The 14,479-nt window shown below is 31.1% G+C and carries 9 protein-coding genes and 2 tRNA genes; 4 read left to right on the forward strand and 7 right to left on the reverse strand.

From position 1 onward, the window contains the following. The first annotated feature begins 81 nt into the window (after window positions 1-81). A tRNA-Thr gene (locus tag ACTTAQ_RS03875) sits at window positions 82-157 on the forward strand. Window position 158: 1 nt separating this feature from the next. Here the strand turns inward: ACTTAQ_RS03875 and ACTTAQ_RS03880 are convergent. Next, window positions 159-1,010 (reverse strand): NAD(P)-dependent oxidoreductase, encoded by an 852-nt coding sequence (locus ACTTAQ_RS03880; RefSeq protein WP_440695710.1) that lies wholly within the window; start codon window positions 1,008-1,010, stop codon window positions 159-161. Window positions 1,011-1,013: 3 nt separating this feature from the next. Continuing rightward, window positions 1,014-2,450 carry an NAD-dependent succinate-semialdehyde dehydrogenase gene (locus tag ACTTAQ_RS03885; RefSeq protein ID WP_440695712.1) on the reverse strand — a complete coding sequence of 479 codons (1,437 nt, stop codon included), beginning with the start codon at window positions 2,448-2,450 and terminating at the stop codon, window positions 1,014-1,016. Between the two features lie 84 nt (window positions 2,451-2,534). On the opposite strand from ACTTAQ_RS03885, the gene aceE reads away from it, so the two are divergent. Genes aceE through ACTTAQ_RS03900 form a run of 3 tightly spaced genes read left to right on the forward strand, consistent with a single transcriptional unit; the run spans window position 2,535 to window position 8,224 of the window. Next, window positions 2,535-5,867 carry a pyruvate dehydrogenase (acetyl-transferring), homodimeric type gene (gene aceE / locus ACTTAQ_RS03890; protein WP_440695714.1) on the forward strand — a complete coding sequence of 1,111 codons (3,333 nt, stop codon included), beginning with the start codon at window positions 2,535-2,537 and terminating at the stop codon, window positions 5,865-5,867. Further along, the gene (locus tag ACTTAQ_RS03895) at window positions 5,868-7,115 is read left to right on the forward strand and encodes a 2-oxo acid dehydrogenase subunit E2 (protein ID WP_440695716.1); all 1,248 of its coding nucleotides are present in this window, start codon (window positions 5,868-5,870) and stop codon (window positions 7,113-7,115) included. Next, window positions 7,115-8,224: a serine hydrolase domain-containing protein gene (locus tag ACTTAQ_RS03900; protein ID WP_440695718.1), complete on the forward strand. Its 1,110-nt coding sequence runs from the start codon at window positions 7,115-7,117 to the stop codon at window positions 8,222-8,224. Before ACTTAQ_RS03895 ends, ACTTAQ_RS03900 begins: the two co-directional genes overlap by 1 nt. Window positions 8,225-8,232: 8 nt before the next feature. Here ACTTAQ_RS03900 and ACTTAQ_RS03905 read toward each other — a convergent pair. The 5 genes from ACTTAQ_RS03905 to pheS form a co-directional block, all read right to left on the reverse strand. After that, window positions 8,233-8,322, reverse strand: a tRNA-Ser gene (locus ACTTAQ_RS03905). Next, entirely contained in the window at window positions 8,322-9,236 is a 915-nt protein-coding gene (locus tag ACTTAQ_RS03910) for a glycosyltransferase family 9 protein (RefSeq protein ID WP_440695720.1), read from the reverse strand. The genes ACTTAQ_RS03905 and ACTTAQ_RS03910 overlap by 1 nt, the downstream gene beginning before the upstream one ends. Continuing rightward, window positions 9,236-11,044: a translation elongation factor 4 gene (gene lepA, locus ACTTAQ_RS03915; protein ID WP_440695722.1), complete on the reverse strand. Its 1,809-nt coding sequence runs from the start codon at window positions 11,042-11,044 to the stop codon at window positions 9,236-9,238. Before lepA ends, ACTTAQ_RS03910 begins: the two co-directional genes overlap by 1 nt. Beyond that, complete coding sequence (gene pheT / locus ACTTAQ_RS03920) at window positions 11,041-13,410, reverse strand: phenylalanine--tRNA ligase subunit beta (protein WP_440695724.1); 2,370 nt, start codon at window positions 13,408-13,410, stop codon at window positions 11,041-11,043. The genes lepA and pheT overlap by 4 nt, the downstream gene beginning before the upstream one ends. Continuing rightward, window positions 13,407-14,474: a phenylalanine--tRNA ligase subunit alpha gene (gene pheS / locus ACTTAQ_RS03925; protein WP_440695726.1), complete on the reverse strand. Its 1,068-nt coding sequence runs from the start codon at window positions 14,472-14,474 to the stop codon at window positions 13,407-13,409. Before pheS ends, pheT begins: the two co-directional genes overlap by 4 nt. Window positions 14,475-14,479 lie beyond the last annotated feature (5 nt).

The following is a 14,479-nucleotide window of genomic DNA, read 5'->3' on the forward strand; positions in this document are numbered from 1 at the left end:
CAAATACAAATTAAAAAAGTTTAATTTTTGATTAAAAAAAGACTTTTATTAGACAATGGAAAATATATTAATAATTAAAATGCCCACATAGCTCAGTTGGTAGAGCACGTCCATGGTAAGGACGGGGTCATCAGTTCAATTCTGGTTGTGGGCACCACTTATTTTAAATTTGAAATTTCCTTGTACAAAGAGCAATGATCATCGTTCTCAAAACCTGAGTCACATAAGTTTTTAAACATATTTTGTATAAGCTTCGAAATTGGAAGTTTTATGCCTTTTTGTGAGGCGCATTCAAGAATATTGTTCATATCTTTTAAATGTGTAATATTTTTTCCTCGTGCAACAAAATCTTTATCTATCATTCTTTGTCCATGATTTTGTAGAATTTTTCCATCAGCAAACCCTCCAGATACTGCTGCGATAAATTTATTTGGATCTGCTCCATTTTTTTCACATAAAATAATAGCTTCAGCTACTGCTCCAATTGTAACTCCAACTATAATTTGGTTACATAATTTAGAAACTTGACCACTGCCATTTGGACCTACTAAAGTTGGATTACCCATGGCTTCTAATACATTTTTCACTTTCAAAAATGCATCTTTATCACCTCCGGCCATAATAGCTAAAGAGCCAGATTTTGCCCCTTCCGGACCTCCAGAAACTGGAGCATCTATAAAGTTTGAATTTTTTTCTTTCAGTATCTTATAACATTCGTTAGCTGTAGAAACTTTTGTAGAACTCATATCTACAAATACAGTTCCAGATTTAATAAAATTTTTTATTTGATTAATAATTTCTATTACTTCTTTATCGCCAGGTAACATGGATATAATAACATCGGTTTCCTTTGATAAACTTTCTAAAGTATTGCAAAGTGTAATTTTATATTTTTCAAGACCCTTCATCTTTTCAAAAGTTCTATTGAAAGATTTTAGTTCAAATTTTTTGGCGATATTAATAGCCATTGGAAAGCCCATCAGACCTGTGCCTATAATTCCAACTTTCATAAACTAACCTTTTAAGCCGAGATGAGTGTACTTTATATTTAAATAATCCTTTATTGCCATTGAACCACCCTCTCTTCCATATCCACTCTGTTTAATTCCTCCAAATGGAGTTTCTGCAGTTGGTATCACAGGTGTATTAATCGCGACCATTCCTGTTTCTAAAGCTTCAGATGTTTCATGAGCAACGTTCATAGAAGAAGTACAAACATAAGCTGCCAATCCATTTTGATGATTATTTGCTCTTTTAACTACATCGTCGAATGATTTAAAAGACATTATTGGAGATAATGGTCCAAAAGGTTCTGTCTGGGTTATCGTGAAATCATCTCCAACATTATCAAAAACAGTTGGTTCATAAAAATACCCCTTATTAAATTTTGCAGACCTTTTTCCGCCGCATAAAATTTTGGCCCCCTCTTTTTCTGTTAACCTAACAAGTTCTTCAATTTCATTTATTCTTTTTTCTGTTGTGATTGGGCCAAGATCAGTATCTTTATTTATGCCTGGACCAATTTTCAATTTTTGTGTTTTTTCTACATAACCTTTCGTAAAGTCATCTTTCTTGCTTTCATGAATATAAAATCTTGACGGTGAAATACAGACCTGCCCTGTGTTTCTATACTTTGCTAAAATTGCCATATTCACAGCTTTTTCTATATCTGCATCAGCATGAACGATAAAAGGTGAATGTCCGCTTAACTCCATTGTTACTCTTTGAACTTTATCTGCAGCTTGCTTTAAAATTAGTTTACCTACTCTAGTCGATCCAGTGATTGATATTTTTTTGATTATGTCTGAACTTATAAGTTGTTGAGCTATACCGGCTGGATCTCCGGAAAGCATATTAACAGCACCATCGGGCAGTCCAACTTCTTTAATAATATCAATTAAAACCATTACTGACCCTGGAGTTATAACATCTGGTTTACAAACTATAGAACACCCTGCCCCAAGAGCAGTTGATATTTTTCTAGAAGCCAGAATACATGGAAAATTCCATGGGACTAAACCCGCAACGACCCCCACGGGTTCATAATTAATTATAACCCTTGTATCTTTAAATCTACTTTCTACAGTTTGACCATAAATCCTTTTTGTTTCTTCTGCATTCCACTCAAAAATATCTGCTGATGCTATTGCTTCCGCTTGGGCCTGTAAAAAAGGTTTTCCAACTTCAAGTGAGATCCACTTAGCTATCTCATCTTTTCTTTTTCTAATAAGTTCTGCAATTTTTCTAATTTTGTTTGATCTTTCCCATGCTTGCGTATTTTTCCAAGCAACAAAACCTTTGGCTGCGGATTGAATTGCCTGCTCTACTTCTTGCTCTGATGCTTTAGATGCTGAGCCTAATATTTCTTCGGTTGATGGGTTAATAACTTGATAAGATTCTTTTGATTTATGCCATTTATTATTGATGAATTGACCAAAATTTTCGTACATTTTTTTAATTATTTATATATGTAGCGGTTCGTATATATTAAGAAAATAAAAATTTAAATTAATATTAATTAATAAGGAAAAAAATTGTCATCAGAATTAAAAGTCCCTGATATTGGTGATTTCAAAGATGTTGAGATAATTGAAATTCTTGTAAAAGAGGGACAAAAAGTTTCCAAAAATGATCCTCTTATTACTCTTGAAAGTGATAAATCAAGTGTTGAAGTTCCATCATCATCGGATGGAACAATTCAAAAATTGAATGTAAAAATTGGAGATAAGGTTTCGCAGGGAAGTATTATCGGTTTAATAGATAATGGTTCAAATGGAGCTGGCTCAAAAGATAATTCAGAAATAAAAATAAGCGAGTCAGATAGTAGCGCACAAAATTTTATCACAGTGCCAGATATTGGAGATTTTAAAAACGTTGAAATAATTGAAGTACTAGTAAAAGAAGGTGATGAAATCAACAAGGGGGATCCAATCATTACTCTTGAAAGTGATAAATCAAGTATGGAGGTTCCCAGTAATACTTCAGGAAAAATTAATAATCTTAAAATTAAAATTGGAGACAAAGTTTCTCAAGGAGATATTCTTGCAGAGTTATCAAGCTCTAATCAAACAGAAAAAGTGGAGATAAAAAAAGAAATACCAAAAAATATTCAAAATAATGGTCAAGCACAGACTAACAACCAAGCTAAACCAGAAACTAATAGAATTGAAATAAAACATGAGGGTGTTTATGGATCTAATCCAGATATTGCGGATATTGATCCAGAGGAAACAGATGAGTGGATCGAGTCTTTAAACTCAGTTGTTAAAAGAGATGGTTCTAGAAGAGCTCACTTTCTTTTAACAAAATTAATCAATCAAGCTTATATATCAGGATCTAATCTTCCGTTTACTCAAAATACTCCCTACATAAATACTATTCCTCCTCAACTGGAAACAAAATCACCCGGAGATCAAAATATAGAAAAAAGTATCAGATCGTTAATCAGGTGGAATGCTGCAACAATGGTTGTGAGAGCAAACAAGATATCACCTGAACTAGGTGGGCATATTGCAACATTTGCATCTGCTGCAACTCTTTACGATGTAGGTTGTAATCACTTCTGGAGAGGTAAAACTAATGATTTTTTAGGAGACATGATTTACTTTCAGGGTCACGCAGCACCTGGTATGTATGCAAGATCATATCTTGAAGGACGAATATCAGAACAGCAATTGATAAACTTTAGACAAGAAGCAAATATTAAACGAGGAGAAGGTTTATCATCTTACCCTCACCCATGGTTAATGCCAGATTACTGGCAGTTTCCAACTGTATCAATGGGGCTGGGTCCTATCACTTCAATTTATAATGCAAGATTTATGAAATATATGGAGAATAGAAATTTAATTCCTAAACAAGACAGAAAAATCTGGACCTTTATGGGAGATGGAGAGTGCGACGAACCAGAGTCTCTTGGTGCAATAGGTTTGGCTGCTAGAGAAAATCTAGATAATTTAATATTTGTCATTAACTGTAATTTACAAAGATTGGACGGACCAGTTAGAGGAAATGGAAAAATTATCCAAGAACTTGAGGGTACTTTTAGAGGTGCTGGATGGAATGTTCTTAAAGTTATTTGGGGTTCATATTGGGACCCTCTCTTGCAGGCTGATAAAACAGGTTTGTTAATGAAAAGAATGGATGAATGTGTTGACGGTGAATACCAAGCTTTTAAAGCTAAAGGTGGAAAATATGTTAGAGAAAAATTTTTTGGCAAGTACCCAGAACTAAAACAACTAGTTTCGAATCTTACTGATGAAGATATTTGGAGATTAAATCGAGGCGGTCATGATCCTCATAAAGTTTATGCGGCCTATGATGCTGCCATGAAGCACAAAGGACAACCGACAGTAATTTTAACAAAAACAATTAAAGGTTATGGAATGGGTAAATCTGGTGAAAGTATTAATACAACTCACCAGCAAAAAAAGCTCGGTCTAGATGATATGTATTATTTTAGAGACCGTTTTGATATTCCGTTAACAGATAAGCAAGTAGAAAATCTTGAGTTTTACAGGCCTGACGAAAAATCAGATGAAATACAATATTTAAAAGAGAGAAGAGCAGCTCTAGGAGGCTTTATCCCTTCAAGATCTTCAAATTCTAAACAGATTAAAATTTCAGATCCAAGTATTTTTGACTCTTCAATGAAAAGCTCTGGTGAAAGGGAGCTTTCAACTACAATGGCACTAGTTGCTATTTTAGGTAAAATATTTAGAGATAAAGAAGTCGCACCAAAACTTGTTCCTATAATTCCCGATGAAGCTAGAACTTTTGGTATGGAAGGGTTTTTTCAAAAAGTTGGAATATATGCTCATGAAGGACAAAAATATGAACCTGTAGATTCTGAACAATTAAGTTCATATAGGGAAGATCAAAGCGGTCAAGTTCTAGAAGAAGGTATTACTGAAGCCGGTGCAATGTCATCTTTTATCGCTGCAGGAACATCATACACTAACCACGATGTTGAAATGGTTCCATTCTATATTTTTTACTCCATGTTTGGATTTCAAAGAGTTATGGATCTTGCATGGGCAGCTGGTGACTCACAAGCTAGAGGCTTTTTAATTGGTGCCACTTCTGGAAGAACAACTCTAGCTGGGGAAGGTTTACAACATCAAGATGGTCAAGGACTAATTATGGCTTCGATGATACCAAATTGTATTTCTTACGACCCAACCTATGCATACGAAATGGCAACCATTGTTGAAGATGGAATTAAAAGAATGCACGAAAATAAAGAGAATATTTTTTATTATGTCACCGCACTTAACGAAAACTATAAACATCCAGAAATTCCAGGTCATGTAAAGAAAGAAGATATTCTAAAAGGAATGTATTTATTTAAAGAATTTCGAAATAAAGGCAAAGCTATAGTCCAGCTTTTTGGCTCAGGCTCAATACTAAATGAAATAATTAAAGCGGCTCAAATTTTAAGTGAAGAGTTTGGAATTGATAGCGATGTTTGGAGTATAACTTCATACTCAGAAATACAGAGAGAAGGTGCAGAAACTTTGAGATGGAACCAGCTTCATCCGGATAAAGACTCAAGAAAAACCTATATCGAAAAATGTTTAGAAGGTAGATCAGGCCCAATAATTGCTGCAAGTGACTACATCAGATCACACGTTGATCAAATTAGACCATATATAAAAACTAATTTTTTAACACTAGGAACTGATGGTTATGGACGAAGCGACACGAGAAAAGAACTAAGAAAGTTTTTTGAAGTTAATAAAGAGTCAATTGTAGTAAATACTTTAAGCACTTTATCTAAAGAACAAAAGATTGCGTCTAAAGTTGTTAAGGATGCTATTAAAAAATATAATATTGATCCTGATAAACCTTATCCAGTAAAATTATAAATGAGTGAAATAGTTAAAGTTCCAAATATTGGTGATTTTAAAAACGTCGAGATAATTGAAGTATTAGTTAAAGAAGGTGATGAAATCAATAAGGGTGATCCAATCATTACTCTTGAAAGTGATAAATCTAGCGTTGAGGTTCCTTCATCATTTTCAGGTAAAATATCAAATATAAAAATAAAAATTGGAGATAAAGTATCAGAAGGTGATCAAATTTTAGAAATTACCACAAATGAAAAATCATCTTCTGAGCAAATACAAAAAGAACAAAAAACAAATAAAGAAATATTTAAAAAAGAAGAAGTGAGGCAAACAAATATCACCGAACAAATAAATTTATCTGATTCAACAGGTGCAAGCCCAAATACTCTTAAATTTGCTAGAGAACTTGGTATTAATATTAATGAATTGCAAGGTTCTGGAAGAGGTGGCAGAGTTAAAAAAGAAGATATAAAAAATTTTGTAAAAAATAGGAATGTTGTTCCACAATCTAATGATACCAAAATTTCCGATAAAGTAGATCTGCCTTATGAACACTCCGAATTTGGACCAGTTGATATTCAAAAAATTCCAAGAATTAAAAGATTATCAGGACCCCATTTAGTTAAAGCATGGAATAGTATTCCTCATGTGACACAACATGATGAAATTGATGTTACTGAAATGGAAAACTTTAGAAAAGGATTGGTTGATCTTAATACTAGAGAAAAAATTCCTGTAACTCCATTGGCGTTCATCATGAAAGCATTGGTAAATGCAATGAAAAAATATCCTAATTTTAACTCATCTTTAGATCCAGAAAATGAAGAGGTAGTTTATAAAAAATATTTTCACATTGGAATTGCAGTAGATACTCCGCATGGATTAATGGTTCCAAAAATTAGAAACGTTGATCAAAAAGATATTCTTACTCTTGGAAAAGAATTAAGAAAAGTTAGTAAACAATGTAAGGAATTAAAAATTGATAAAAAAGAATTTTTTGGTGGTTCAATGACAATATCAAGCTTGGGTGGAATTGGTGGAAGTTTTTTCACGCCAATCGTAAACTTGCCAGAAGTTTGTATTTTAGGAATTGGCAAAACAGAAACTAAACAAGTTTACATTGATGGCAAATTCTTGCCTCGTAAAATGATGCCAATTTCTTTATCCTATGACCATAGAATGATAGATGGTGCAGAAGCTGCAAGATTTTGTCAGGATTTAAAAATTAGTCTTGGTAGAAATTTTGCATTTAAATTAGCAAGTTAATGTTGGTCCAGGGTATTTGTCCTCCCAAATTTGAAGAATTAAAAAATATATTTCAAAAATATTTTGATAATAATGAGGAATCAGGCGCTAATTTTTCAATCGTTAAAAATAGTGAAATTTTAGTAAATATATTCGGGGGACAAAAAAGTAAAAACAGCTCTTGGGATGAAAATACAATTGTAAATACATTCTCTTTAAGCAAAGGCATTTATGCAAGTTGTATTGCAAGATTAATTGAAGAAAATGAATTAGATATTGAAAAAAAAGTCTCATTTTACTGGCCAGAATTTAAAAATAATAAAGAAAAAATTTTAGTAAAAGATATTTTATCTCATCAATCCGGTTTATTTAGATTTAAAGAAAAAATATCAAATGAAGATTTATTAAATTATGAAAAGATAATTTATATTTTAGAAAAACAAAATCCTGATCATGAACCTGGTGAGAAAACATATTATCATGCGAAAACACATGGATATCTTGTTGAAAACCTTATTAGAAAAATTACAAAAAAAAGTTTAAAAGAATTTTTTTATGAAAATTTTTCACAAAAATATAATTTAAACTTTAATTTTGGATTTAAAGAAGACGACTTTAATAATGTTAGTGATTTAATTGAAAATAATATAGAAACTGAAAGAACGGATAAGGAATTCGATGCTTTTAACAATCCAAAACATGAAATAAACTTTTATAATTCAAAAAAATGGAGATTGTCAGGTGTGCCCTCTATGGGTGGGCATGGCTCAGCATTATCAATTGCTAAGTTATACGATTTACTGGCTAATGATTTGAAATCAGATCATAAAAAAATAATTTCGCAAAAAAAATTTAAAAAGATTTTGCTACAATCACCATCAAGAATAGATGATAGTCTCAAACTTCCAATTAAATGGACTTACTCTGGTTATATTTTGAGGGGTGGTTGGATGTTCGGAAAAAATAAAGAATCTTTTGGACATAATGGCTGGGGTGGATCTTTAGGATTTGGGGATCCGATAGAAGGCATAGGCATTGCTTATGTAACAAGAAAAATAAACTCTGGTATGGGAGCAGATAGTAGAGCTGTAAACCTAATAAAAAAAACTTACGATATTTTTTATAATTAATTTTTAGTTGGCGGAGAGAGCGGGATTCGAACCCGCGAAAGAGTTACCCCTTTACACGCTTTCCAAGCGTGCGCCTTAAACCGCTCGGCCATCTCTCCTAATCTATATAATTGCTGATTTGATTAAAAACATAATCAACTTTCATTTTATCCATCATACCAGATCCATGAGTTATATTGCATGATCCATTTGGTGTAATTGCAAAAATATTTTTATTATATGAAGCATAGTTTGGAGGTGTATCTCCAAATAATCCATAGGATCTTACACCTAAACAACCCGATAAATGCATAAAACCTGTATCATTACCAATATAAAGTTTTGATTGGGACAGGTTAACAAGAGTATCTTTAATTTTCTTATCGCACATAGAAATAGTTTTAATATCAGTTTTTTTTAGTTTTTCTTTTATGATATTTGCATCTTCTATTTCTTCAGGACCTCCAGCTAGTAAGAAAATTGATTTTTTTTTTTCATTAATCTTTTGTGCTAATTTAATAAAATTTAGAATCTGCCATTTTTTATTTTTTCCACTTCCACCAATTCCAAAAGTAATTTGTTGAATTTGATCAACTCTATTATTTAAATTTAAAATCTGATCAAAATCAATACATTCTTTTCCAATCCACTTTTTTAGAATATTTTGTGATTTTTTAACTATATTTTCATTTTTTTTAAAAACCCCATAAAAAAATATTTTTTTTATTCCTGCTAATTTTGAAAGAAAGAAATATCTTATACCATAGTGCATAATAAAACATTTCTCATATTTTTCTTTTTTCAAAAAATTTAAAATTTTTTTATTAAGCTTAAGGCCTGAAGCATCGGGTAAATAATTAATTTTTTTAATATATTTATTATTATTCAAAAACTCCGAGGCACAAGTTCTTTTTTTAGTGAGAAGATGTAATTCAAATTCTTTTGAATACTCCGCAATAGTATAAATCGGAGGAAGAAAAACACATAAATCACCTATTCCAGGTCTAGTTTGTATAATTAATATTTTTTCCATTAGGAATCTTTATTAATTTTTAATACACCAATAAAAGCTTCTTGTGGTATCTCAACTTTTCCAAATTGTTTCATTCTTGATTTACCTTTTTTTTGCTTATCTAATAATTTTCTTTTTCGATCTAATGCACCACCACCATGAATTTTTGTTAGAACATCTTTTTTAAATCCTTTGATTGTTTCTCTTGCAATAATTTTGCCTCCTATTGCTGCTTGGATGGGTATTTGGAATTGATGCCTTGGAATTAGATCTTTTAGTTTTTCACAGATTAACCGACCTTGTTTTTGTGCAAAATCTTTATGTATTATCATTGAAAGTGCATCTACAGGCTCATCATTAACTAAAATTGATAACTTGATCAAATCACCATCTTTATATTCATTTATTTCATAATCAAAACTAGCATAACCACTAGTAATAGATTTTAAACGATCATAAAAATCAAATACAACCTCATTTAAAGGCATATCATATTTCAAAACTACTCTGTTTCCTGAATAACTCATATCCTTTTGTACACCTCTTTTTTCCTCGCAAATTTTAATAATTGATCCCAGATATTCATCAGGCGTTATAATTGTTGCAACTATCCATGGCTCCTTAATGGTTTTAATTGATGAAACTTCAGGCATGTTAGTTGGATTTTGTAAATCAGTAATTCTGTTATCAGTTGTTTGAAGCTTATATACAACGCCAGGAGTTGTGGTGATTAAATTAATATCATACTCCCTTTCCAACCTTTGAACTACTATCTCAAGGTGTAACAAGCCTAAAAATCCGCATCTAAAACCTAGACCAAGAGCTGAAGAGTTTTCAGGTTCATATTCTATACTTGAGTCATTTAGTTTTAATTTTGCCAGACTATCTTTCAATAATCCATAATCACTACTATCTATTGGAAATAAACCACAAAATACTACTGGCTTACTTGGTTTAAATCCTGATAGTGCCTCACTAGTAGGATTTTTTAATATTGTGATAGTATCACCAACTTTTGTATCTGATAAATCTTTTATACCAGTAACAATAAAACCTATCTCACCTGGACCAATTTCCTCAATATCAATTGCCTTTGGAGTAAAAATTCCAACTCTTTCCACATCATGTCTTGAATTATTTGACATCATAATAATTTGATCTTTCTTTCTAATTTTTCCATCTATTACTCTTACTAAAATTACCACCCCCAAATAACTGTCATACCAACTGTCTACTAATAAAGCTTTTAGACTATGATTTTCATTTCCTTTGGGTGATGGAAGATTCTCAACAATAGAATTTAAAATATCATTCACTCCTTCACCTGTTTTGCCAGATGCCAATATTGCATTAGATGTATCAACGCCAATAACATCTTCTATTTGTGATTTAACTCTTTCTGGTTCTGAAGCTGGTAAATCTGATTTATTTAAGACTGTAATAATTTCATGATTATTATCTAATGCTTGGTAAACATTTGCTAAAGTTTGAGCCTCAACACCCTGGGTGCTATCAACAACTAATAGTGAACCTTCACAGGCTGCTAAAGATCTATTCACCTCATAACTAAAGTCAACATGTCCAGGTGTATCTATGATATTTAAAATATACTCTTTTCCATCTTTGTGTTTATATTTTAATCTTACAGTCTGAGCTTTAATTGTAATACCACGCTCTCTTTCAATTTCCATTGAGTCTAGAACCTGCTCTTTCATTTCTCTGTCGGTTAAGCCACCACAAGTTTGTATTAATCGATCTGCAAGTGTGGATTTCCCATGATCAATATGAGCTATGATTGAAAAATTTCTAATTAGACTGATATCTGTCATTGAGATCTTAATGAACCACCTAAGCTTTTAGCAGCTATAATAATTTTATCTGATAATTCATCAATTTCTTTATCATTTAACGTTTTATCAGTTGGCTCAAATAGAACTTTAATAGCTATAGATTTTTTATCTAAATCAATTTTTTCTCCTTCATAGAGATCAAATACGTTAACAGATTTTATTAACTGATCTGTCTTTTTAATTAAGGATACTAAATCTCCAGCCCTAACTTTTTTATCTAAAATAAATGCAAAATCTCTTTCAACAATTTGAAAGTCGTATTTTTTAAGTTGTTTTTTTGAAACCCTTGATGGTCTCTTTGGCTCAATGAAATTATCAAGATAAACCTCAAGACCTATAATATTTGATTTTTGAATATCCATTTTTTGTAAAATTAAAGGATGAATTGCACCAAAGCTTGCTACTTTTGGACCTTTTTTATTACCTATAAAAACATCGGCAGACTGGCCTGGGTGATAATAATTTTTTTCACTTTTTTCTACAACTAGATTATCTAGTGACAAACCTAAATCACTTAAAATAAAATATAAATATTCTTTTGCATCAATTGCATTAAATTCCTCATCATTATTAATCCAAGTCGAACTAGTTTTTTTTCCAACTAAAATTCCAGATGCAATTGTTTCTTGTGTTAAATCTTCTTTAAAAACTGGACCAACTTCAAACATCTGTAAATTTAAATTTGATCTATCTAGGTTTAATTTTGCCTGTAATATTAAATTTACAAAATTTGAACTCCTTAATACATCTAAATCTGATGAAATTGGGTTTGTGATTTTTATTGTTTGATCAGAATAATATTGATTAAACTTACTGCTAGTAAAAGACCAACTTATAGTTTCAAAAAATCCTCTGCTTGCAAATGATCTTTGAACTAAATGAAATAATTTTTGGTGATAATTTAATACTGATTTTTTCTCATTCAATTCTGGGGGTATAGATTGAATTTTATCTAATCCTTTTATTCTTAAAATTTCCTCGATTATATCTGCCTCTTGGCTCACATCGGGTCTCCAACTAGGAATCTCAATATCTAAAATATTTTTTTTTGCCTTAATTTTAAAACCCAATGTTTCTAAAATTTTTTGACAGTCTTTCACTTTAGCAGAAAAACCAATTAATTTTTCAAAATTATTGACATCAAATTTAATTTTTTTATTTTTATTTTTTGTGTCGCCAGAAATATTTATTTTTGAAATTTTTCCTCCACAAATATCCTGAATTAATTTTGCTGCTAATTTTAATCCAGCTTCAATTGAATTAGGATCAACTCCTCTCTCGAATCTAAATTTTGCATCAGTAATAATTCCTAGTTGCTTTGACACTTTTGCAATTTTTATGGGATCAAACGCTGCAGCCTCTAGAATTATATTTTTTGTGTTTAAATTAATAGCGCTTGACTGACCTCCAATAACACCACCTAAACCTAAAATTTTATTTTTATCAGTAATTAAACATGCACCATTTGGAATTTTATATTTTTTTTCATCTAAAGCGTCAAAGCTTTCACTATTTTTTGCTTCTCTAACAATTATATTTCCATCAAGCTTATCTGTATCATATGCATGCATTGGTCGATTAAGATCAAACATTACGTAATTTGTTACATCAACAATTGCTGAAATTGGTTTTAAACCAAATGATTCTAAATCTTTTTTTAACCATTCAGGACTCTCACAATTGTTTACATCTTCAATAAATAGAGATCCAAATGCATTGCATCCAGAATTTTTTTTAATTTCAACTTTGATTACTTTTTTTGATTTTTGTTTTAAATTAATTTTTTTTTCTTCAATTATTTTTCCAAGACCATAAGCGCTTAAATCTCTAGCAATTCCTCTAACGCCTAAGCAATCTGAACGGTTTGGTGTAATTGAAATATCTATAACCTCTTCAGTATTTTTGAAAAATTTTTCACCAACTTTTTTATTTTGAATCTCTGTAATTCCATCACTTTCATTTGATACCCCTAATTCACTTTCAGAACAAAGCATACCTTTTGACTCAACTCCTCTAATTTTTGCTATGACTAGCTTCATTCCATTTTTAGGAATAACTGCGCCAGGAGGTGCATACACTGTTAATAATCCCTCTCTAGCATTAGCTGCTCCGCAAACTACTTTTTCAATTTTTTTTCCAGTATCGACATCACAAATTTTTAGTTTGTCAGCATTAGGATGTTTTTCAGCTTTTAAAATTTTTGCGATTTTAAAAAGTTCTAAATTTTTATTTTCCTCTATGACCTCTTCTACTTCTAGACCGATATTAGTTAATGCACCTACAATCTGATCTGTTGAAGCTTTAGTATTTAGATGTTTCTTTAACCACGAAAGAGTTAATTTCATTTACTCAACCCTCTATAATTTGTCGGAACATCGTTTGCATCAAAACCATAATGGTTAGACCATCTTAAATCACCTTCAAAAAATGATCTCAAATCCGTAATTCCATATTTCAACATTGCGAGACGATCAATTCCCACCCCAAAAGCATAACCTTGAAATTTTTTTGGATCAATTTTAACATTCTTTAAAACATTTGGATGAACCATCCCGCAGCCTAAAACTTCTAACCACCTATCTCCTTTTCCTACAACAATTTTATTATTTTCAAGTTTGTAACTTATGTCTACCTCTACGCTTGGTTCAGTGAATGGAAAATGACTAGGCCTGAATCTCATCTCAAGGTTTTCATCTTCAAAAAACTTTTTTAGAAAAAAATCTAAACAGCCTTTTAGGTGTCCCATATTAATATCTTTATCGATATGTAAGCCTTCTAACTGATGAAACATAGGTGTGTGCGTCATATCACTATCACATCTATATGTTCTTCCTGGTGCAATAATTTTTATAGGTGGTTTGTTATTTAACATTGTTCGTATCTGAACTGGCGATGTATGAGTTCGTAACAAAGTTTTTTTATTCTCATCTAAATAAAAAGTATCATGCATATCTCTAGCGGGATGATGTTCAGGAGTATTAAGTGCAGTAAAATTATTAAATTCATTTTCAATATCAGGACCTTCTGCCACAGAAAATCCTATTTCAGCAAATATACATGTCAGCTCATCAATTACTTGTGATACAGGATGTATTTTTCCTTTTTTAATTTCTTTTGTCGGAAGTGTGATATCTATTTCTTCTGAGTTTAGTTTTTCTTCTATTTCTTTAAGCTCAATTTTAGATTGGTATGAATTAATTTGATCTAGTAAATTTGATTTTATTATATTTAATTCTGATGCAAAATTTTTTCTATTATCAGCATCAATCTTGCCCATGCTTTTGAATGCTTCTGTAATGATACCCTTTTTTCCTAAATAAAGAGTTTTTAAAGACTCTAAAGTTTCTCGGTCTTTAACTTGCTGAATTTTTAAATTTATCTCAGAGGATAAGTTTTTAAGATCTAACATTTAAA

It is taken from the genome of Candidatus Pelagibacter sp. HIMB109 (genome assembly GCF_052048155.1).
Taxonomy (GTDB): domain Bacteria; phylum Pseudomonadota; class Alphaproteobacteria; order Pelagibacterales; family Pelagibacteraceae; genus HIMB114.

What these genes read in the sequence shown, in the direction of transcription:
- ACTTAQ_RS03900 (WP_440695718.1), top strand. Translation starts at nt 7,115, where the DNA reads ATGTTGGTCCAGGGTATTTGTCCTCCCAAATTTGAAGAATTAAAAAAT.
- pheT (WP_440695724.1), bottom strand. Translation starts at nt 13,410, where the DNA reads ATGAAATTAACTCTTTCGTGGTTAAAGAAACATCTAAATACTAAAGCT.
- ACTTAQ_RS03880 (WP_440695710.1), bottom strand. Translation starts at nt 1,010, where the DNA reads ATGAAAGTTGGAATTATAGGCACAGGTCTGATGGGCTTTCCAATGGCT.
- ACTTAQ_RS03910 (WP_440695720.1), bottom strand. Translation starts at nt 9,236, where the DNA reads ATGGAAAAAATATTAATTATACAAACTAGACCTGGAATAGGTGATTTA.
- lepA (WP_440695722.1), bottom strand. Translation starts at nt 11,044, where the DNA reads ATGACAGATATCAGTCTAATTAGAAATTTTTCAATCATAGCTCATATT.
- ACTTAQ_RS03895 (WP_440695716.1), top strand. Translation starts at nt 5,868, where the DNA reads ATGAGTGAAATAGTTAAAGTTCCAAATATTGGTGATTTTAAAAACGTC.
- ACTTAQ_RS03885 (WP_440695712.1), bottom strand. Translation starts at nt 2,450, where the DNA reads ATGTACGAAAATTTTGGTCAATTCATCAATAATAAATGGCATAAATCA.
- pheS (WP_440695726.1), bottom strand. Translation starts at nt 14,474, where the DNA reads ATGTTAGATCTTAAAAACTTATCCTCTGAGATAAATTTAAAAATTCAG.